This is a genomic window from Orlajensenia leifsoniae (assembly GCF_004570845.1).
GTDB lineage: Bacteria > Actinomycetota > Actinomycetes > Actinomycetales > Microbacteriaceae > Orlajensenia > Orlajensenia leifsoniae.
The window spans coordinates 418,066-436,582 of the sequence record NZ_SPQZ01000002.1 but is presented as its reverse complement, the minus strand read 5'-3'; the positions used below and the strand labels follow the sequence as shown (position 1 = coordinate 436,582).

The following is an 18,517-nucleotide window of genomic DNA, read 5'->3' as shown; positions in this document are numbered from 1 at the left end:
CATACTGAGCGCAATCGCGTTCAGGAGTGCCTCAGGAGGCGCATGTGGTCGGACAGTACTCCCCCGAGTCACTCGTCGACCGCCCTGCCCTCCGGCGCCGTCTCGATGGCGCACTCTCGGTACCGCTCACGCTCTTGGTCGCTCCACCCGGTGCCGGCAAGACGGTCCTCCTCGACCAGTGGGCTGCCGATCATCCCGAACTCGCCTTCGTGCGGATCGACGTCGACTCGCTCGACGACGACCCGGTGCGCTTCGCCAAACGCCTGTCGACGGCGATGGCGACCGTGCACCCCGATATGGCGCAGCTGTCCCGCTTCGCAGCACTGACCGCCGGAGGCCTCGGCGGGCCGCTGCTCACCGCCCTCTCCGCGGAGCTGGAGTCATTCCCCGAGACCGTCGTCATCCTCGACGATCTCCACCACCTGTCGAACGCGGTACTCCTCACCGACCTCGGTCGGTTCATCGCGGCCCTTCCGACGAACGTGCACGTCATCATGTCGACGCGGGTCGATCCGGCCATCCGCTGGAGCGGGTTGCGCCTGAGAAATCGACTCCTCGAGATCCGTCAGGACGCCCTGGCCATGACGAGGGACGAATCCGCAGAACTGCTCACCAACATCACCGGAACTGTCACGCCACCCGCCGTGCTCGATGTGCTGGTCAGCCGGACCGAAGGCTGGGCGGCCGGGATCCAGCTCGCCGGGATCACCCTCAAGTACCACGGCCAACCCGACGAGTTCGTCGCCGAGTTCGGTGGAAGCGATCGATTGGTGGCCGAGTACCTGACCGAGGAGGTTCTCGATGCGCTTCCCCCGAATGGTCGCGCGCTCCTGCTCAGGATGTCCCCGCTCGACATCATGACGGCGGACCTCGTCAACCACGTGCTCGGGCGGGACGATGCACGGCGGCTCTTCGAGCAGCTGCGGCACGAGTCCATGTTCTTCGTCTCGATCGACAACCGTCAGGAGCAGTTCAGGTTTCATCACCTCTTCCGGGATCTGCTCCGTTACAGGCTCAAGGCGGAACGCCCCGACGACGAAGCCGTGATCCTCGCCCGGGCGGCCGAATACCACCTCGGGCGAGGCGAGTTCGACGCCGGGATCGAGTATCTGCTCCGGGCCCAGGACTGGGACGGCGCGGTCGAGGCGATCATGACGCGCGGCAGTGAGATCTTCGAGCACGGCGAGATGCGCACGGTGATCCGCTGGATCACGACGGTGCCGGAGTCAGCGCGCGCCCACCGACTCGATGTGGCCCTCGAGCTCGGAATCCTGCTCGGGATGCAGGGAGCGGCCGCCCGCACAATCGACATCCTGGGCAGGGTGGCCGATGACCCGACCGCCTCGGTCGGCGACAGGGCTGTCGCATACGCCTGGATGTCGGCGACGGTTCAGTGGAACGCCCGGCCCGAGGACTCGATACGCGCTGGCATGCGCGCTCTCGTGCTCTTGGACGAGAACCCCGACGCGTTCATACCGAACCTCATGAGATTGAGTTCTCGCGGTCTCCTCTCGACCGTGGCCACAGCATCCATCGGTCGCGCACACTTCCTGAACGGCGACATGGCCCAGGCCGAGGAGTGGCTGAGCAGAGCCATGGAGACACAGGGGATCGCCTACGCTCCATTCCGCGTGGGTCTCCTGGGCTCCCTCGCCCTCCTGCACGCGTGGCGCGGCCGGGCATCCGAGGCCGAGCGCCTGGCAGTGGAGGCTCTCGACGTGGCGGCCGTGACCGGCCTTGTGCTCCACCCGATCAGCGCTGACGCCCATCTCGCCCTGGCGATGGTCGCTGTCGACCGAGGCTTGACGGATGCCTCCACCACCCATCTGCGCGCGGGCGTCCTTCGCGCCGAAGCGAACCACCGAACGCAACTGGCGTGGCTGGCCCGGTATCAACGCGCCCAACTGGCGGTCGGAGACGGGCGCCACGAGAAGGTACTCGATCCGGCGGACCACGCGATCCCGGAGCCCGCGTCGAGTCCGGCCCCTGCGCTTCGCGATCGCCTCGACGGCCTCCACATGAACGGTCTCAGGCGCATTGGTCGCGCCGCCGAAGCGCTGCGATCCGTCCGAGATGACAACCCGACGACACCGACGATCTGCTTCGAGACGATCGCGGCCCATCTCAGCCTCGGCGACGCCGCAACCGCAGCAGCCATCCTGGAGGCCGTGGCCGGGGTGATTGCAAGCGATGGGCTTCGGGGCGAGATCCGGATCCTCCTCCTGCGTGCGTGGTCCGCCGACGAAGGAGGCGCGCACGACGACGCGCTGGAATGCGTGGCCGAGGCGCTCGACAAGGCGGAGCCCGAGGGGCTGGTGGCGCCCTTCACCGTCGATGGAGGACCGGTCGTGCTCCGTCTCGTCGACGAACTCGCGCGCGACCGCGGCGGCCTGGCGCAGACCATCATGGCTAGGGTCAGGCAGCTCGACTCTGGGGACACGAATGCGACACTTGCCGACCCGCTCACGGAACGAGAGCTCGAGGTGCTGCGGTACCTTCCCGATCGGACGACCAACGCTGAGATCGCCGAGTTGTGCTTCGTGACCGTCAACACCCTGAAGACGCACATGGCTCATATCTACCGGAAGCTCGGCGTCACAGGCCGAAGCGCCGCGATCGAACAGGCTCGGCGGCTCGGGCTTCTCGACCCCGTCGCGGCACGCGTCGATCAGGTCAGGGTGATGCTTCGCTGACGTGCCTGACGGCCTCGATCTCGATGTTGAACGAACGCAGGAGGTCGAGGAGACCAACCAGGCGAGCCTGATCCGGCACCACACCGCGCAGCCGGGTCGACCCCGCACTGCTCTCGATCACCTCGAACCCTGCGAGTTCGTCGGTGATGAGTTGGCCCACCTCTCCCCTGACGAGGATGTCGAAGGTCTCGGCGATCATGGCCGCTTCCGATTCCCTGTGCCGTCGCCGAGCCGGGCGCGCTAGATACGCCGACGACGGCCCGGCGTCACCGCCGCAGCGACGACGGCGGTCTTCACGATGGGCGAGGGACCCGGGCTGGCCACCGCGGCGCCCACAACGGCCGCCTTGGCCACGGGCGCGCGGACGACGCCGACGCGGCCGATTCTGGCTGGTCTGAGTGGCATGTCAAGCTCCTTCTGTCTCGAGTGCTCCATCAGCCTCGAGCGAGGCGATGATGGCCTGGATGGGAATGCGTCCGTTCGCGATCAGCTGTCCACCCGCGCGGCGGGCAGCGGAGGCGAACGGCGCCGCCCAGAGGTTCTCGTACACCAGGACCCCCGCGACGCTGCCCGGGTCCATGGCGGCCGCGAGGTTCACCACGTCATCGGCGGCGAGGAGTTCTGCCAACTGCCCCTCGATGGCGACGAGAGCGCCGAGATCCGGGACGTCGGAGAGTTCCATCGCGTCGATCTCGCCGTCGGCATCCTTCGTCAGGATGAGCACGTCGATCACTCGGATGATTCCGGCGTCAACCAGCTTGACCAGCTCCTCCGCCATCTCCCCCGTGAAGTTCGCCTCACCGGCCGGAAACTCGATCACGTAGAAATCGACGGGTCCGAGTTCACTCAAATCCTCAGCGGGCATGTCGGGTGACTCCTTCACGTTTCGGTGCGCGTGGTCGGGCACGAGAGCCCGGTTTGATGTGGTTCAGCATGCTCCCGATCGACCGCGGCTACGTCATCCGATGAGGATGATTCACGGACTCCGTGCGCCTCACCTGCACGACTCGCGGTCAGGGGCGCAAGAGGCTCTCAACCTCACTCCTTCGGGGTGATGCGGCCTGGTTTCCAGCCGGCGTAGCTTTCGCACACGGGCCTCTCGACGGAACGGAGCAGCACATGTTCATCTGGGACTTCGTCACGTGGTTCTTCGGATTCTTCGTCACCTTCTCGTGCCTGATCCTCTTCTTCGTCGTCTTCGTCGATGTCTTCCGGGACGAGACGCTCGAGGGGTGGGCGAAGGCTCTCTGGGTGGTGTTCCTCGTCTTGGTGCCGTTCCTCAGCACGGTGATCTACCTGATCGTTCGACGCAAGAGCATGGCCATGCGCCAGGCGCGCGGAGAGGAAGTCGTGCACGACGACTTCGACTTCACGCGCCCGTAGAGACAGGGCGTCGCTCGAAGGCGATGTCGGTGGTGAGTGCGACGATCCTCGAAACGGCCGACGGGCAGGAGACAGGATGCGGGGAGAGGCGACCGTGCTGCACGCCGACCTCGACGCCTTCTACGCCTCCGTCGAGCAGCGCGATGCGCCCGAGCTGCGCGGGCGCCCCGTCATCGTGGGTGGGGGCGTCGTGCTGGCGGCCAGCTACGAGGCCAAGGCGCGTGGCGTGCGCACCGCCATGGGCGGGCGGCAGGCACGTGAGCTGTGCCCCGATGCCGTGGTCGTCCCCCCGCGCATGGACGCCTATTCAGCGGCCAGCCGCGACGTCTTCGCGATCTTCCGCGACACGACGCCACTCGTGGAGGGATTGTCCATCGACGAGGCGTTCCTGGAGGTCGGCGGGCTCCGACGCATCGCGGGCACGCCTGAGCAGGTGGCAGTGCGCCTGCGCGAGCGAGTGCGCACTGAGGCCGGGCTGGCGATCTCGGTGGGAGTGGCGCGCACCAAATACCTGGCCAAGGTCGCGAGCGCAGTCAGCAAGCCCGACGGGCTGCTCGTGGTCGAACCCGACCGGGAGGAGGCGTTCCTGCTCCCGTTGCCGGTGGAACGGTTGTGGGGTGTCGGCGCCGTGACCGCCGACAAGCTGCACCGGCTCGGCATCACCACGGTCGGGCAGCTGGGCGAACTCGAAGCCGCGACCGCCGAGAGGCTGCTGGGCAAGGCGACCGGTGCTCATCTCCACGCGCTGGCACGGCTGCGCGACCCGCGCCCGGTCGACACCACGCGTCGCCGCTCATCCATCGGGTCTCAGCGCGCGCTCGGCAGCCACCCACGCTCGGTCGAAGAACTCGACGTCATCCTCACCCAGATCGTCGATCGGCTCGCACGACGACTGCGCGACGGCGATCGCGTGTGCCGCACGGTCGTGTTGCGTCTTCGCTACGGCGATTTCGCGAAGGCCACCAGATCGCGCACCGTGCACTCCCCGACCGACCGCACCACGGTGCTCCTCGCCGTCGCGCGAGAGCTGCTCGTCTCCGCTCGATCGGAGATCTCGGAACGCGGCATCACCCTCATCGGCGTCTCGCTGTCGCAGCTGGCGTCAGCCGACAGCCTCCAGCCGGAGCTGCCGATCGACTGGTACGACTCGGCGCGCCTCGACACCGTGCTCGATGCTGTGCGCGACCGCTTCGGTGCGGCATCCGTGGCCCGAGCCACCCAACTCGACAGGGATCCCGGCTGGTCGACACCGCTGCTGCCGGAACACGAGTGAGCGTGTCTCGATGATCGCCGGGCGCGGCACTTCTCCGAGCAGCCCTGCACCGGTACGCTCCGATCAGACAGCGCGTTCGTAGGCGATCGCGCCGGATCACACGGAGGTCTTGGTGAGTCAGTCGACGTCTCTCTCCCGCATCGTCAGGAACCCGACCGCGAATGCAGAGTCGCGCGAATCCACAGCCCTCCTCGTCGGTGCCGCCGGATTCATCGTCGGTGTGGTGCCGGCGCTCTTCATCTTCTGGGGACGGGAGGTTCCCATCTCCGGGCGCGGGTCGCTCGGAGACCTCGCCGCAGTCGGGGCGGCGATCGCGGCTCTTCTGGCTTTTCTCTACGGCGCAGTGCTGCGAGGAGCGCAACAGGTCGCTGCCCCCGGATGGCGTCGGCTGCGTTGGTTCGACGTCGCCGCCCTGTGCCTGGCGCACGCGATCATCGCGCTGCTCGCCTGGGTCGCCCTCGCCGCGGTGTTCAGCGCGGGATTCGTCGGCGCGAGCCTCTATTCGACGTCGGCCGCGGTCCTGGCCGCTGTGACCATGGCGATCTCGGCCTATGCGGCGTTCCTCTCAGCGGTCAATCTCACCCCGATGCTGTTGTCGCTGGTGTTGGCCGGGTTCCTGGTCGTCGGCAGCCTGGCGAGCATGTTGAGCGCGAGCGACCCGCTCTGGTGGCAGAAGAACCTCAGCACTCTCGGCATCAGCGACGACATCTCGGCCCTGGCCTTCAACGTCACCCTCGTCATCGCCGGAGTCATGGTCACCACGATCGCGCATTACGCCACCATCTGGCTGCCGACGGCGACACGGGCCGAACTCCGGGGACGCAACCTGGTGCGGCTGGCGCTCATCCTGATGGGCATACTCCTCGCCTGCGTAGGCATCTTCCCCGTCGACGAGAATCTCGAGATCCACAACCTCTCGGCGACCGGAATGGCGATCATCTACGTGGTGATGGTTCTCTCGCTCCGAGCCCTGGTCCCCTCGATGCCGCGCGTGTTCCTCCTGCTGGGCTACGTCTTCGTCGCGGTGATCGTCGTTCTCGCGACGTTCTTCATCAACGGCTACTACAACCTGACAGCGGTCGAACTCATCGCCTTCGTGCTCATCTTCGCCTGGATCATCGTCTTCCTCCGCACGACCGGATCGCTGCAACCTGTCGTCGCAGCGGCGGAAGTCCCGGCGCAGAGCGCCGTCGACGCCGGTGCGACGGCCTAACGACCTCGCCGGGATCGGGATGCCGTCGCGTTCAGACGGTCGTCCAGGGTGATGGCGGCATCGATGAGTGCGAGGTGCGTGAACGCCTGCGGGAAGTTGCCGAGCTGTTCTCCGGTGAGCGCGATCTCCTCCGAGTAGAGACCGAGGTGGTTGCCGTAGGTGAGCATCTTCTCGAAGGTGAGTCGAGCCTCGTCGAGCCGATCCGAGCGCGCGAGCGCGTCGACGTACAGGAACGTGCAAAGCGAGAATGTGCCCTCCGAACCTCGCAATCCGTCGGGCGAGGCGTCAGGGTCGTACCGATAGACGAGGCTGTCGGAGACCAGTTCGGCCTCGATCGCTGTCAGGGTGTCCAGCCACATCGGGTCATACGGCGAGACGAAGCCCACCTGCGCCATCTTCAGGAGGGAGGCGTCGAGCACGGGCTCTCCGTACTGCTGCACGAAGGCTCGACGCTCGGTGTTCCACCCCTTCTCCATGATCTGGGTGTAGATCCGGTCCCGCTCGGTGATCCAGCGGGCGAGCGGTGCCGGACGGCCGTGCGCCGTCGCCAGGCGAATCCCCCTGTCGAATGCCACCCAGCACATCAGTCGACCGTAAGTGAAGTCCTTGCGCCCGCCCCGGGTCTCCCAGATGCCCTCCTCGGGCTGGTCCCAGTTCTCTGCAAGCCAGTCGAGGATGCGAGTGATGGCGAGCCAACCGGGCTGTCCGATTCCGAACCCGGCACTGTCGAGCTTCCAGATCGCCTCCATCGCCTCACCGTAGATGTCGAGCTGCAACTGCCCGGCTGCGCCGTTCCCGATCCTGACCGGGAACGAGCCGCGGTAGCCCTCCCAGCCGTCCAGCACTTCCTCGGACAGGTTCGGGTCGCCATCGATCCGATACATGATGTTCAGCGGTCCGGTGCTGCTCCCCGCGGCCTCGGCCACGCGTGCCTTGAGCCACTGGCCGAACGCTGCGGCCTCACTGAAATAGCCCAGCCGCATGAGCGTCGTGACCGAGAACGACGCGTCGCGCACCCAGGTGAAGCGATAGTCCCAGTTGCGTTCGCCGCCGAGTTGTTCGGGCAGACCTGCGGTCGGTGCGGCCACGAGGCCGCCCGACGGCGCGTAGGTCAGAAGTTTCAGAGTGATCGCCGATCTCTGCACCTGCTCCCGCCAGCGGCCGGAATAGGTCGACTGGCCGACCCAGTCCTGCCAGAACTGGACCGTGTCGTCGAACAGCCTCTGGGCCTCGGCCACCGGAACCACGCGCGGGCTCGGGTCGCCGCCCGTCTCGAGAATGACTCCTCGCATCTGACCTTCGACGAGGCTGAGTGAGAGACGCAGGTCGCCCTCATCCGATGGCGCCAGCCTTTCGGCGAGCTGCTCCTGGTCGGGATCTCGGATGAGGCTCAGAGTCAGGACTGTGTCCCCCGCCCTGTAGGTCGCGCCGTCGTCGCTGACGGTCATCTCGTGCGCGAGCCGTCCGTAGTCGAAGCGCGGTGCCATCTCGAAGTCGAACTCGATCTTTCCTCGCACGCAGCGCACCACACGAACCAGTCGGTGATCGGCGCTGGGCGTCTCAGAAGCCACCGGCATGAAGTCGATCACCTCTCCCACGCCGTCTTCCGTGAGGAAGCGGGTGATGAGGATGGCCGTGTCCGGGAAGTAGAGCTGCTTGGTCTCGTAGCCGTCCCCGGGCGGGCGAGTACTGAGGTGGCCGCCACGTGCGCTGTCCAGGAGAGATCCGAAGATGCTCGGCGAATCGAAGCGCGGGCTGCAGAACCAGTCGATCGTCCCGTCCGTCGCGACCAGCGCCGAGGTCTGCAGGTCGCCGATCAGTCCATGCTCCGCGATCCCGAGGTACCCGTTCGTCATGGAGATCTCTTCCCTCGCGGTGGAGCACAGTGATGGCCGATCTGAACGCGGATGCATCGGCTACGACGTACGTCACACCACGCGTCGATCGTGCCCATCACAGCCCTGTTCACCTCGGGGACTCCTGATGCTAACGTCGTCGCGCTGCTCTGACCAGAGCCATTCCCGGCATGGTCGCGGAGGGTTCTTCGGTCCTAGACTGCCGATCACGGCGGAGCATCCTGCCAGCCGGCAACGACGTCGCTGCGACGGACGGGAGCTCGACAATGGCTGAGAAGAACCAGCGGTCATGGCTGAGCTGATGAGAAGATCCCGCTGGGAGGGATGGGTTCGCCTCGCCATCATCCTCCTCATCCTGAACGGGCTCTTCAACCTGCTCCAAGGGTTCTTCGCGCTGATCGGATCGAACACCTACTCCGCAGTCGTGGACGGAAGCCTCGTGCCGCTGGACCTCACCCTGTGGGGGTGGTGGAACATCATCGTCGGCATCGTTCTGATCGCCGCCGGCATCGCCCTCACGGGTGGCTCCCTCTGGGCGCGGGTGATCACGGTCATCGCGGCGAGCCTGAGCGCGATCACCCAACTGCTCCTCATGCCTACGCAGCCGTGGTCGGCACTGATCGTCTTCGTCGTCGACGTGCTCATCATCTATGCGGTGGCTGCCCACGGACGCGTGAAGTCCGACCACAGGTGACGGCGCACCCACCGGCGGTCGGCACCACGTAATAGTTGTTGACGCCCCACATCACAGGGCAACATACTCAGCGCACGGGCGAATTCTCGACCCGAAGAAACCGCCCGGCAGCGTTGCCGGCGTCGATCGCAAAGGGGTAAGCGACATGGCCGAAGTCTCGAAGTCAACCGGATGGGTCGGATGGATCGGCTTCGCCGGCATCATCCTCCTTCTCAGCGGCGTGTTCAGCCTCATCCAGGGGTTCGTCGCGCTGGTGGGCTCCAACTACTACTACGCCGTCGAGAACGGGACGCTGTTCCTCTTCGACCTGACCGGCTGGGGTTGGTGGAACCTGATCATCGGCGCCGTGCTCGTCCTCACCGGAATCGCCCTGTTCACCGGGGCCACCTGGGCACGTGTCCTCGCGATCATCGTGGCCAGCCTCAGTGCGATCGGTCAGCTGCTCCTCGTTCCCGCCCAGCCGTGGTGGGCGCTGATCGTCATCGCCGTCGACATCCTCATCATCTACGCGATCACGGCGCACGGGCGCGAGATCGTCGACAACGGCTGACGCGGCGAGCCCGCGTGAACGCAGGGCCCGACGCTGAGGGGCGCTCTGCCGAAATTCACCTTCGGATCCCGAACTCCGGCTCCGCTCAGAGTGACCGCCGAAGAGACCTTGACGGCACCCGCTGTGACGCTGAGCGCTCCAGGCGGTCTGTCCCGTAGGTCTGGGCGCCTTCGGTGATGGTCGCGGACTCCACAGCCGCTGTCAGTGATCAGCCGTCGCCCGACCGCTTTCCGCTCTCGCGGTCGTCGTTGGTGCGGCCGAATCGAAGAAGGGGCACTCCCTGGTCGAATCCGTGGCTGGTGAAGGCGAAGAATGTGGGAACGAGAAGGAAGACCACGGATGCCACCAAAGGGTGGATCAGGACGCCCGCGATTCCCGCCGCCAGGTACAGCACCACTCCGATGATGGCTCGGGGGCGCTCGCGCGCGAAATACGAATCGTCCACCTCCTCCTTGGTGAGGTCGGGATGTCGCGCCAGATGCGAGAAGAACACGAGCCAGGACAGGCAGAGCAGCGCTCCGACGATCGCGTAGAGCGCTACCGCGACCCGCTCATCCGCCAGGTTGCCCGTCCTGGCCGTCTCGGCGATCACCGCCGTCGGCCATGGCACCAGCGCGAGCGTTGCCAGGATCCCCAGATTCGACCACTGCAGGCCGCGGTCCATCTCCTCGATGCGAGTGAAGGCGGCCTTGTGGTTCAGCCAGATCACGGCCAGGTAGACATATGACGCCGCGTAGGCGAGGTAGGTGGGCCACTCCTCCAGCAGGGCGGTCAGAAGGCCACCCGGCTCGGCCTCCGGCGGTCGGAGATCGAGCACGAGGAGCGTGATGACGATCGCGATGATGGCGTCACTGAAGGCCACCGCCCGGCTGGTATCCGAACGCGTACCTATGCTCCCCCGCCTTCTCATGAACGCCCCTTCCCACCGCGCATGAATGTGCTCGACCTCGTGGAACTGGATCTCGAAGACCGCTCTGACACACATCGTCCTTGTTGGAGGGGAGGACGGGACCCAACACGAATGCCTCGGCCGACCACTCAGCACACCGTACGCTCACTCGGGCAATCGGAGAAGGGCTCCGCCAGCCGTGGGGTACTCGCTTAACGAGAAGAACCCCTGAGAACTTGACGTTCATCAGGGGTTTTGGTGGATCTGAGGGGACTCGAACCCCTGACCCCCTGCATGCCATGCAGGTGCGCTACCAGCTGCGCCACAGACCCGTTCTCTTCCGGATTCCTCCGGAAGCAACTTGATTAGATTACTACAATCGCGAGTCGGTGTGAAATCGAGCGGGCTCAGTCGCGCGTGTCGTGCACGGGGAGCTCGAGGGGCACCACCGGGCAGTCCTTCCAGAGGCGCTCGAGCGCGTAGTACTGGCGATCCTCCTGGTGGAAGACGTGCACGACGATGTCGCCGAAGTCCAGCAGGATCCAGCGTCCGTCGGATCGGCCCTCGCGGCGGATGGTCTTCACTCCGGCTGCGAGGAGCTCGTCCTCGACCTCGCCCGCGATGGCGACGACGTTGCGCTCCGAGTTGCCGGTGACGATGAGGAAGGCGTCGACGAAGGGCAACGGGCCGGAGGTGTCGAGACCGACGAGGTCTTCACCCGACTTGGAATCGGCCGCGCGGGCGGCGATGTTCAGAAGTTCGATGGCGCGTTCGGTGGCAGGCATGAAGAGATTCCTTGATGAGAAGAGACGCGCTGTCGGCGCATCAGAAGATGCCGGACACGAGTCCGGCGATGATGAGGGCCACGACGCCCACGGCGAGGACGCCCGCAGAGATGGAGAGGATGAAGGGAACGGTCCAGCGGCTCTGCTTCTGCGGAGGCTGGATGACGTCGCGCGTCGAGGTGTGGCCGCTCACGGCACGTGAGGCGCGGATCGGCTGGGCGCCGGTCGCGGGACCGGCATCCTCGAGTTCGAAGAGACGATCGATCTCGGAGGAGTCGATGCGATCGGGGTGAGCGCCCGTCGAGCCGAGGCTGCGCGGAAGGTCGAACGATCCGGTGACCAGCACCTCGCCGGTGGTGAGCGCCACGGCGCCATCACCGCTCTGCGGGATGGACGGCAGGATGAGTGCGCTCGTCGTCGTGGGGACTCCCCCGGCCGACACTCCGCCGGCGGCGATGCCCCGGGAGAGCAACTGGTCGAATGACGGCTGCGCACCGGTCACGTCCCGGTCGTCTTCATGGTCGGCGTCGATCGACCAGTGGCCGACCGGCTTCGGCGGCAACACGTCGTCGGTGTGGCCGAAGTCGAACGGCGACGCTACGGGAGGAGTGACGACGGCGGGCGGCGTCACGACGGCAGCCGGCGTGGGGGCCTCAGCGATCGGCGCACTGGGCGTCGGCGCGGGCGGAACCACGGGGACGGCCACCGTGGGAGGGAGCGAGAAGCCTGTCTGCGCCGTCTCCCACACCGGGCGGTTCTCCGCCTCGGACTCGGGCACCGGCGGTGACCAGGTGACGCGACGTCCGGTGTCGGATGCCGTCGGCTCGGCCTCGGGCTGAGCGGTCGGCGTCGACACCACGACCTCGGTCGCCGATTCGGCTGCGGCTGCAGCCTCCTGCTCGGCGAGCATCGCGCGCAGCTCGCGTCGGGTGAGAGTGCGCATGGGGGTGCCGTCGGCCTCGGCTGCGGCATCCGTCTCTGCGTCGATGGAATCGGTGCTGGAGGCCGGAGCCGACGTCGCCGCCTGCAGGCCTGCGCTGCCGCCGGGAGCGTAGGAACGCTGGCGGAACTCGGGAGCCTTGGCTGCCGCCGGCGTGGTGAAGGAGGGCGCCTCGCTCGGAGCGACCTCGGCGGGAGCCTGGGGCGGCGCTGGAGGAGCGCTGGTCAGGCTCCCCGCTGCGAACGACGAGCCGGAGTAGTTGGGGACGGCAGGGCGACCGGACAGCAGTGCGTCGTAGTCGTTCTTCTCGGCAGCCGCGTCGGCGTCGGTGCTGTCGCCGTCTCCGTCATCGGCAGTGCCGATGGTGTCGATGGTTCCCGTGTAGGGAGTGACGAGTTGGGGGGCCTCGCCACCGGCTGTCGGCTCGGTGGTGACTGCGCGGCGAGTCAGAGGGCTCGGCGAAGCCGCGCTCTCCTGCGAACGCTCCGCTTCACGCGCCTGTCTGCGCGTCAGTGGCGGTTGATCCTGCCACGTCGTCATGCCGCACTCCGATACAGATGGTGCTTCGAGATGTACTGGACCACGCCATCGGGTACCAGATACCAGACCGGGTAACCCCGGTTGACCCGTTCCCTGCAGGCGGTCGATGAGATCGCAAGTGCGGGAACCTCCAACAAGCTTACGTCCGCCTGTGGCAATCCAGAAATGCTCAGGTCGTGTCCCGGGCGACTCACAGCGACGAAATGCGCGAGTTCCCACAGCTCATGGACGTTCTTCCACGTGAGGATCTGCGCGATCGCATCGGCTCCGGTGATGAAGAACAATTCGGCGTCGGGACGTGCAGCGCGGATGTCGCGCAGGGTGTCGATCGTGTACGTGGGGCCCGTGCGGTCGATGTCGACGCGGCTCACAGTGAAGCGTGGATTGGAGGCCGTCGCGATCACGGTCATGAGGTAGCGGTGCTCGCCGGTGGAGACCGCGGTCTTCTGCCAGGGCTGTCCGGTGGGCACGAAGACGACCTCATCGAGGTCGAAGGACTGCGCCACTTCGCTCGCAGCCACCAGGTGACCGTGGTGGATGGGGTCGAAGGTTCCACCCATGACGCCCACCCGGCGCCGGCGCGAAGGCTCACTCATGAGTCGGCTTCAGCCGATTCCGGTCAGTGCCCGCCGCCGTGAGCGTCGTGGCCGCCACCATGCGCCGCGGCGTATGCGTCGGCCTTCACCGCGTGCCGGTTCGCCACATCGCGGAAGCTCCACACCACGAAGCCGAGGGCCGCGAAGACGACGAGCGCGATCGCGCCGAAGATGATCGTCGGGAAGCTGCTCGAGGCGGCTTCGGTCTCAGCGAGAACTGTGGTCAGGAACGTCATGTGTTTCTCCTTTTGCGGACGAATCGGCCTTTTTCGCCCCGTCCGAGAGCTTAGTACGGCTAGCCGCGCACCTGTCCATCGCCACGCACGATCCACTTGGTGCTCGTGAGCTCGGTCAGCCCCATCGGTCCGCGAGCGTGAAGCTTCTGCGTCGAGATGCCCACCTCGGCCCCGAATCCGAACTCCCCGCCGTCGGTGAATCGCGTCGAGGCGTTCACCATCACGGCAGCCGAATCGACTTCGTTGAGGAAGCGCTCGGCATTGCCCAGGTCGTTGGTGATGATCGACTCGGTGTGCTTGGTCGAGTAGCGACGGATGTGGCCGATGGCGTCGTCGAGGGAGTCGACGACGCCGACTGTCACGTCGAGGCTCATGTACTCGGTGCCCCAGTCCTCATCAGTGGCCGGAGTGGCGTCGGGCCAGATGGCGCGGGTGCGCTCGTCGGCATGCACGGTGACTCCGGATGCGGCGAGTCGGTCGAGCACCGACGGGAGGAGCCGTTCGGCTGCATCGGCGTGAACGAGCACGGTCTCCACCGTGTTGCAGACGCTGGGGCGCTGCGTCTTGGCGTTGTGCACGATCTCCACGGCCCAGTCCTGCGTCGCGCTCTCGTCGAGGAAGATGTGCACGACGCCGGCGCCCGTCTCGATGACGGGCACCTTCGACTCGGCGACCACGGTGTTGATGAGATCCGCGCTTCCGCGAGGGATGAGCACGTCGACGAAGCCGCGGGCCTGCATGAGGGCCGTGGCGCCGGCGCGGCCGAAGTCGTCGATGGTCTGCACGGCCGTGCGCGGCAGTCCGACGGACTCCAGGGAGTCCTGGATGAGGCCGACGAGAGCCCGGTTGCTGTTCTCGGCTGCGGAGCCGCCCCGCAGGACCACCGCGTTCCCGCTCTTGAGCGCGAGCGCGGCGATGTCGACGGTCACGTTGGGCCTGGCCTCGTAGATGACACCGACGACGCCGAAGGGCACTCGCACCTGGGAGATGCGCACGCCGTTGGGGAGGGTGCTGCCCCGCACCACCTCGCCGACGGGATCGGTGAGCGACGCGACCTGCTCCACGGCTGCGGCCAACGCCTCGACCCGCCTGCCATCGAGCGCGAGCCGGTCGAGCAGGCCATCGGACAGGCCGTTCTCGCGCCCGGCGTCGAGGTCGCGTGCGTTGGCGGCGATCACCTCGTGCGCGGCTCCGCGCAGGTGCGCTGCCACGGCGTGCAGCGCTGAGTTGCGCTGCGCCGTCGTCGCGACGGCGAGGGCGAACGAGGCCGTGCGGGCGTCGTCGAGGCGCGCCTCGAATCCGGGCAGGGCGGCATCCGTCTCAGGCATGGATCAAGCCTAGGGCAGCCGCGGAATCGTTACGCCGCGGGCGAGAACCAGGTGCCGACGTCGACTCCGGTGAGGGCTTCGTGCACGAGGGCCGTCGAGGTGACGACCACCGCGGTGCCGGACTCGGCGGCGAGCCTGGCGGCAGACGCCTTCGTCGAGGCTCCCCCGGTGCCGACGCTGTTGACCGTGGTCGACCCGAAGACGACGCCTTCGAGTTCATCGCCGTAGGCGACGTTCGCGATGCGCTCGGCCCCGGGCTCCTGCGGCGGCTTCGTGTACAGCGAATCGACGTCGCTCAGCAGCACGAGCAGATCGGCGTCGAGCAGTTGAGCCACCATCGCGGCCAGCCTGTCGTTGTCTCCGAACCGGATCTCGTGGGTGGCGACGGTGTCGTTCTCGTTGACGATCGGCAGGATGCGCAGATCGAGCAGCCTCGCCATCGCCCGCTGGGCGTTGGACCGGTGCGTCGGGTCGTCGAGGTCGCCGGCCGTGAGCAGCACCTGGCCCGCGACGATGTCATAGCGGTCGAGGCTGTCCTGGTACCGGAAGATGAGCAGGTTCTGGCCGACGGATGCCGCAGCCTGCTGGGTGGCCAGGTCGGTCGGTCGCTCCTCGAGCCGGAGGTAGGGCATGCCAGTCGCGATGGCGCCGGAGGAGACCAGGACGATCTCCACTCCACGCCCGTGCGCTGCGGCGAGAGCATCGACGAGCGGAGGGATCTGTCCGGCGTTGTCACCACTGATCGACGACGAGCCGACCTTCACGATGACGCGCTTGGCGCGCTGGACGTCTGCCCGCTCGTTGATCCTCACCGTTCCTCGGTCTCCATCGCGGTTCCCTCGGTGTGGTCGCTGTCCTTCCACAGGCCGGCTTCGCGCTCGCGCTCGAGCTCGGCACGCGCCTCGGCCTTGGCGTCCATCCGCTCGAAGTAGGTGCTGCGACGCTCATCGCTGGTGCGGCGACGATCACCGTCGAGACGGGCGTCGGTTCCACGGGGAGCCGTGATGAGCTCGGCCGTCGAGGTGAGGGTGGGCTCCCAGTCGAAGATGATGCCCTCGCCCTTGCCGATGACGACGGTGGAACCGGCGATGGCTCCGGCCTTGAACAGGCGCTCTTCGACGCCCAGCTTGGCCAGGCGGTCGGCCAGGAAGCCGACGGCCTCGTCGTTGGCGAAGTCGGTCTGCGCGACCCAGCGCTCGGGCTTGACGCCGAGGATGCGGTAGATGTCGCCGTAGGAGCCACCCTCCACCTTGACGGTGTAGTCCTGCTCGTTCACGGCGCTCGGACGCAGCACGATGCGCTCGCGGGGCGGCTCGGCCGCGATCTCGGCGCGACCCTGCTCGACGAGCTCGGCCAGCGCGAAGCTCAGCTGGCGCAGGCCCTCGTGGCTCACCGTAGAGATCTCGAACACGCGGTAGCCGCGCTCCTCGAGGTCGGCGGTGACGAAGTCGGCGAGCTCACGGCCTTCGGGCACGTCGATCTTGTTGAGCGCGATGAGCTGGGGGCGCTCGAGCAGCGGCTTCTGGCCTTCAGGCACAGGGTAGGCGGCGAGCTCGGTGAGGATGATGTCGAGGTCGCTGATCGGGTCGCGACCCGGGTCGAGCGTCGCGCAGTCGAGCACGTGGAGGAGCGCAGTGCAGCGCTCGACGTGGCGCAGGAACTCGAGGCCGAGGCCCTTGCCCTCGCTGGCGCCCTCGATGAGGCCGGGAACATCGGCGATCGTGTAGCGGACGTCACCGGCCTGCACGACTCCGAGGTTGGGGTGCAGGGTGGTGAACGGGTAGTCGGCGATCTTCGGGCGCGCAGCGGACAGGGCGGCGACCAGGCTCGACTTGCCGGCGGAGGGGTAACCCACGAGGGCGACGTCGGCGACGGTCTTCAGCTCGAGGACGACATCGCCCTCGTAGCCGGGGATGCCGAGGAGCGCGAAGCCGGGCGCCTTGCGCTTGGTGGTGGAGAGGGCGGCGTTACCGAGCCCGCCCTGGCCACCCGGGGCAGCGATGAAGCGCATGCCCGGCTCGCTCATGTCGGCGAGTTCGTTGCCGTCACGGTCCTTGACGACGGTGCCGAGCGGCACGGGCAGCTCGAGGTCTCCCCCGTTGGCGCCGGCGCGGTGGTCGCCCATTCCCGGCCCGCCGTTCGCGCTCGAGCGGTGAGGCGCGCGGTGGTAGCCGAGCAGGGTCGTGGTCTGCGGGTCGGCGACGAGGATGATGTCGCCACCGTGGCCGCCGTTGCCGCCGTCGGGTCCTGCGAGCGGCTTGAACTTCTCACGACGGACGGAGACGCATCCGTTGCCCCCATGACCGGCACGCAGGTGCAGCGTGACGTTGTCGACGAAGGTGGTCATGCGGGGTTCTCCTGAACATCGGGGGCGCAGCGTCCGGGTGGACGTGCGCTGGAAAGACGGAAGGGCGAGCCGAAGCCCGCCCTCGCGTCCATCGAATCGTGCGGTGCCTACTCGGCGGCCGCCACGATGTTGACGACCTTGCGGCCGCCCTTGTTGCCGAACTCGACCGAACCGGCCGAGAGGGCGAACAGAGTGTCGTCCCCGCCACGGCCGACGTTGGCGCCGGGGTGGAAGTGGGTGCCGCGCTGGCGGACGATGATCTCGCCTGCGCCGACGACCTGGCCGCCGAAGCGCTTCACGCCGAGGCGCTGTGCGTTCGAGTCACGACCGTTGCGGGTGGAGCTTGCGCCCTTTTTGTGTGCCATCTGTCAGTCTCCTCAGGGCTTACTTGATGCCGGTGATCTTGACGCGCGTGAGCTCCTGACGGTGGCCCTGACGCTTCTTGTATCCGGTCTTGTTCTTGAACTTCTGGATGACGATCTTCGGACCGCGGAGGTCGTTGAGGACCTCGGCCGTGACGGTCACCTTCTCGAGCGACTTGGCGTCCGAGGTGATCGAGTCGCCATCGACAAGCAGCACCGGAGCGAGCTCGACGTTGCCGTTCTTGTCAGCCTTGATGCGGTCCATCGTGACGATGGTCCCGACCTCGACCTTTTCCTGGCGGCCACCGGCGCGCACAACTGCGTAAACCACTTTACGTACCTATTCTCTGGGGGGCTCCGAGAAGCCCCGATTCGTTTCACGGGAAAATTCCGCTGGGTTGACCGATCCGAGCCGACCTGGCCAACCAGAAAACCACGGTGAGGGTGAGGACGAAGAATCCAACACACACCAACGGTCGAGTTTAGCCGAAGGATCTACCTCGGTCAAACAGGGCCACCCGGCGCGTCGCCCGGTGGTCCGCCTTATGATCACGTACATGACCGTGCTCATCGACCAGCCGATGTGGCCGGCCCACGACACGATCTGGGCCCATCTCGTGAGCGACGCCTCACTCGATGAACTCCACGCCTTCGCTGCCGCGAACGGCATCCCCAGGCGTGGCTTCGACCGGGACCACTACGACGTGCCACTCGAGCGCCATGAGGCTCTCGTGGCCGCCGGGGCGGTCTTCGTGTCGAATCGCGAGCTGGTCACCCGGCTCCGCGCGAGCGGACTCCGGGTGACTGCCCGCGAACGGCGGGGCTTGTAGGG

At 67.0% G+C, this 18,517-nt stretch carries 21 protein-coding genes and 1 tRNA gene; 7 read left to right on the top strand and 15 right to left on the bottom strand.

The annotated features are described in order from the left end of the window. Positions 1-44 precede the first annotated feature (44 nt). The gene (locus E4M00_RS06105) at positions 45-2,693 is read left to right on the top strand and encodes a winged helix-turn-helix domain-containing protein (RefSeq protein WP_135119549.1); all 2,649 of its coding nucleotides are present in this window, start codon (positions 45-47) and stop codon (positions 2,691-2,693) included. Here E4M00_RS06105 and E4M00_RS06100 read toward each other — a convergent pair. Genes E4M00_RS06100 through E4M00_RS06095 form a run of 3 tightly spaced genes read right to left on the bottom strand, consistent with a single transcriptional unit; the run spans position 2,674 to position 3,558 of the window. Further along, the gene (locus tag E4M00_RS06100) at positions 2,674-2,892 is read right to left on the bottom strand and encodes a DUF8691 family protein (protein ID WP_135119548.1); all 219 of its coding nucleotides are present in this window, start codon (positions 2,890-2,892) and stop codon (positions 2,674-2,676) included. The two genes, E4M00_RS06105 and E4M00_RS06100, sit on opposite strands and share 20 nt — an antisense overlap. Positions 2,893-2,933: 41 nt before the next feature. Continuing rightward, a complete protein-coding gene (locus E4M00_RS17825) occupies positions 2,934-3,098 on the bottom strand; it encodes a hypothetical protein (RefSeq protein WP_167756833.1) in 165 nt (54 codons plus the stop codon). Position 3,099: 1 nt separating this feature from the next. Continuing rightward, a complete protein-coding gene (locus tag E4M00_RS06095) occupies positions 3,100-3,558 on the bottom strand; it encodes a DUF6325 family protein (RefSeq protein ID WP_135119547.1) in 459 nt (152 codons plus the stop codon). A 254-nt stretch (positions 3,559-3,812) separates the two neighbouring features. Here E4M00_RS06095 and E4M00_RS06090 point away from each other — a divergent pair, with 254 nt between their 5' ends. The 3 genes from E4M00_RS06090 (at position 3,813) to E4M00_RS06080 (ending at position 6,562) form a co-directional block, all read left to right on the top strand. Further along, positions 3,813-4,076, top strand: a complete 264-nt coding sequence (locus E4M00_RS06090; protein ID WP_135119546.1) for a PLDc N-terminal domain-containing protein — start codon at positions 3,813-3,815, stop codon at positions 4,074-4,076. Positions 4,077-4,152: 76 nt separating this feature from the next. Continuing rightward, on the top strand, positions 4,153-5,349 hold the full coding sequence (gene dinB / locus E4M00_RS06085; protein ID WP_135119545.1) for a DNA polymerase IV: 1,197 nt from the start codon (positions 4,153-4,155) through the stop codon (positions 5,347-5,349). Between the two features lie 112 nt (positions 5,350-5,461). Further along, entirely contained in the window at positions 5,462-6,562 is a 1,101-nt protein-coding gene (locus tag E4M00_RS06080; RefSeq protein WP_135119544.1) for a DUF998 domain-containing protein, read from the top strand. Here the strand turns inward: E4M00_RS06080 and E4M00_RS06075 are convergent. Then, positions 6,559-8,418, bottom strand: a complete 1,860-nt coding sequence (locus tag E4M00_RS06075) for a glycoside hydrolase family 15 protein (RefSeq protein WP_135119543.1) — start codon at positions 8,416-8,418, stop codon at positions 6,559-6,561. The genes E4M00_RS06080 and E4M00_RS06075 overlap by 4 nt on opposite strands. Positions 8,419-8,719: 301 nt before the next feature. On the opposite strand from E4M00_RS06075, the gene E4M00_RS06070 reads away from it, so the two are divergent. After that, complete coding sequence (locus E4M00_RS06070; protein WP_240036885.1) at positions 8,720-9,112, top strand: DUF7144 family membrane protein; 393 nt, start codon at positions 8,720-8,722, stop codon at positions 9,110-9,112. Positions 9,113-9,257: 145 nt separating this feature from the next. Continuing rightward, positions 9,258-9,662 carry a DUF7144 family membrane protein gene (locus E4M00_RS06065; protein WP_135119541.1) on the top strand — a complete coding sequence of 135 codons (405 nt, stop codon included), beginning with the start codon at positions 9,258-9,260 and terminating at the stop codon, positions 9,660-9,662. 208 nt (positions 9,663-9,870) lie between these two features. On the opposite strand, the gene E4M00_RS06060 is transcribed toward E4M00_RS06065, so the two are convergent. The 11 genes from E4M00_RS06060 to rplU form a co-directional block, all read right to left on the bottom strand. Continuing rightward, complete coding sequence (locus tag E4M00_RS06060; protein ID WP_240036884.1) at positions 9,871-10,524, bottom strand: TMEM175 family protein; 654 nt, start codon at positions 10,522-10,524, stop codon at positions 9,871-9,873. A 283-nt stretch (positions 10,525-10,807) separates the two neighbouring features. Beyond that, positions 10,808-10,883 (bottom strand) — tRNA-Ala (locus E4M00_RS06055). A 75-nt stretch (positions 10,884-10,958) separates the two neighbouring features. Continuing rightward, positions 10,959-11,336: a ribosome silencing factor gene (gene rsfS, locus E4M00_RS06050; RefSeq protein WP_055911696.1), complete on the bottom strand. Its 378-nt coding sequence runs from the start codon at positions 11,334-11,336 to the stop codon at positions 10,959-10,961. 40 nt (positions 11,337-11,376) lie between these two features. Further along, the gene (locus tag E4M00_RS06045) at positions 11,377-12,816 is read right to left on the bottom strand and encodes a hypothetical protein (protein ID WP_135119539.1); all 1,440 of its coding nucleotides are present in this window, start codon (positions 12,814-12,816) and stop codon (positions 11,377-11,379) included. After that, entirely contained in the window at positions 12,813-13,412 is a 600-nt protein-coding gene (gene nadD / locus E4M00_RS06040; RefSeq protein WP_135119538.1) for a nicotinate-nucleotide adenylyltransferase, read from the bottom strand. The genes E4M00_RS06045 and nadD overlap by 4 nt, the downstream gene beginning before the upstream one ends. A gap of 23 nt (positions 13,413-13,435) precedes the next feature. Then, positions 13,436-13,648: a hypothetical protein gene (locus E4M00_RS06035; RefSeq protein WP_056163061.1), complete on the bottom strand. Its 213-nt coding sequence runs from the start codon at positions 13,646-13,648 to the stop codon at positions 13,436-13,438. Positions 13,649-13,707: 59 nt separating this feature from the next. After that, the gene (locus E4M00_RS06030) at positions 13,708-14,976 is read right to left on the bottom strand and encodes a glutamate-5-semialdehyde dehydrogenase (RefSeq protein ID WP_135119537.1); all 1,269 of its coding nucleotides are present in this window, start codon (positions 14,974-14,976) and stop codon (positions 13,708-13,710) included. Positions 14,977-15,005: 29 nt separating this feature from the next. Next, positions 15,006-15,788 carry a glutamate 5-kinase gene (gene proB, locus E4M00_RS06025; RefSeq protein WP_135119536.1) on the bottom strand — a complete coding sequence of 261 codons (783 nt, stop codon included), beginning with the start codon at positions 15,786-15,788 and terminating at the stop codon, positions 15,006-15,008. After that, positions 15,785-17,323: a GTPase ObgE gene (gene obgE / locus E4M00_RS06020; RefSeq protein WP_135119535.1), complete on the bottom strand. Its 1,539-nt coding sequence runs from the start codon at positions 17,321-17,323 to the stop codon at positions 15,785-15,787. The genes proB and obgE overlap by 4 nt, the downstream gene beginning before the upstream one ends. Before the next feature lie 107 nt (positions 17,324-17,430). After that, positions 17,431-17,688, bottom strand: a complete 258-nt coding sequence (gene rpmA, locus E4M00_RS06015) for a 50S ribosomal protein L27 (protein ID WP_055818357.1) — start codon at positions 17,686-17,688, stop codon at positions 17,431-17,433. Between the two features lie 19 nt (positions 17,689-17,707). Further along, on the bottom strand, positions 17,708-18,016 hold the full coding sequence (gene rplU, locus E4M00_RS06010; protein ID WP_056163075.1) for a 50S ribosomal protein L21: 309 nt from the start codon (positions 18,014-18,016) through the stop codon (positions 17,708-17,710). A 226-nt stretch (positions 18,017-18,242) separates the two neighbouring features. On the opposite strand from rplU, the gene E4M00_RS06005 reads away from it, so the two are divergent. Continuing rightward, a complete protein-coding gene (locus tag E4M00_RS06005; RefSeq protein ID WP_055911674.1) occupies positions 18,243-18,515 on the top strand; it encodes a DUF4031 domain-containing protein in 273 nt (90 codons plus the stop codon). Positions 18,516-18,517 lie beyond the last annotated feature (2 nt).

What these genes read in the sequence shown, in the direction of transcription:
- E4M00_RS06100 (WP_135119548.1), bottom strand. Translation starts at nt 2,892, where the DNA reads ATGATCGCCGAGACCTTCGACATCCTCGTCAGGGGAGAGGTGGGCCAA.
- E4M00_RS17825 (WP_167756833.1), bottom strand. Translation starts at nt 3,098, where the DNA reads ATGCCACTCAGACCAGCCAGAATCGGCCGCGTCGGCGTCGTCCGCGCG.
- E4M00_RS06095 (WP_135119547.1), bottom strand. Translation starts at nt 3,558, where the DNA reads ATGCCCGCTGAGGATTTGAGTGAACTCGGACCCGTCGATTTCTACGTG.
- E4M00_RS06090 (WP_135119546.1), top strand. Translation starts at nt 3,813, where the DNA reads ATGTTCATCTGGGACTTCGTCACGTGGTTCTTCGGATTCTTCGTCACC.
- dinB (WP_135119545.1), top strand. Translation starts at nt 4,153, where the DNA reads ATGCGGGGAGAGGCGACCGTGCTGCACGCCGACCTCGACGCCTTCTAC.
- E4M00_RS06075 (WP_135119543.1), bottom strand. Translation starts at nt 8,418, where the DNA reads ATGACGAACGGGTACCTCGGGATCGCGGAGCATGGACTGATCGGCGAC.
- E4M00_RS06070 (WP_240036885.1), top strand. Translation starts at nt 8,720, where the DNA reads ATGAGAAGATCCCGCTGGGAGGGATGGGTTCGCCTCGCCATCATCCTC.
- E4M00_RS06065 (WP_135119541.1), top strand. Translation starts at nt 9,258, where the DNA reads ATGGCCGAAGTCTCGAAGTCAACCGGATGGGTCGGATGGATCGGCTTC.
- rsfS (WP_055911696.1), bottom strand. Translation starts at nt 11,336, where the DNA reads ATGCCTGCCACCGAACGCGCCATCGAACTTCTGAACATCGCCGCCCGC.
- E4M00_RS06045 (WP_135119539.1), bottom strand. Translation starts at nt 12,816, where the DNA reads ATGACGACGTGGCAGGATCAACCGCCACTGACGCGCAGACAGGCGCGT.
- nadD (WP_135119538.1), bottom strand. Translation starts at nt 13,412, where the DNA reads ATGAGTGAGCCTTCGCGCCGGCGCCGGGTGGGCGTCATGGGTGGAACC.
- E4M00_RS06035 (WP_056163061.1), bottom strand. Translation starts at nt 13,648, where the DNA reads ATGACGTTCCTGACCACAGTTCTCGCTGAGACCGAAGCCGCCTCGAGC.
- E4M00_RS06030 (WP_135119537.1), bottom strand. Translation starts at nt 14,976, where the DNA reads ATGCCTGAGACGGATGCCGCCCTGCCCGGATTCGAGGCGCGCCTCGAC.
- obgE (WP_135119535.1), bottom strand. Translation starts at nt 17,323, where the DNA reads ATGACCACCTTCGTCGACAACGTCACGCTGCACCTGCGTGCCGGTCAT.
- rpmA (WP_055818357.1), bottom strand. Translation starts at nt 17,688, where the DNA reads ATGGCACACAAAAAGGGCGCAAGCTCCACCCGCAACGGTCGTGACTCG.
- E4M00_RS06005 (WP_055911674.1), top strand. Translation starts at nt 18,243, where the DNA reads ATGACCGTGCTCATCGACCAGCCGATGTGGCCGGCCCACGACACGATC.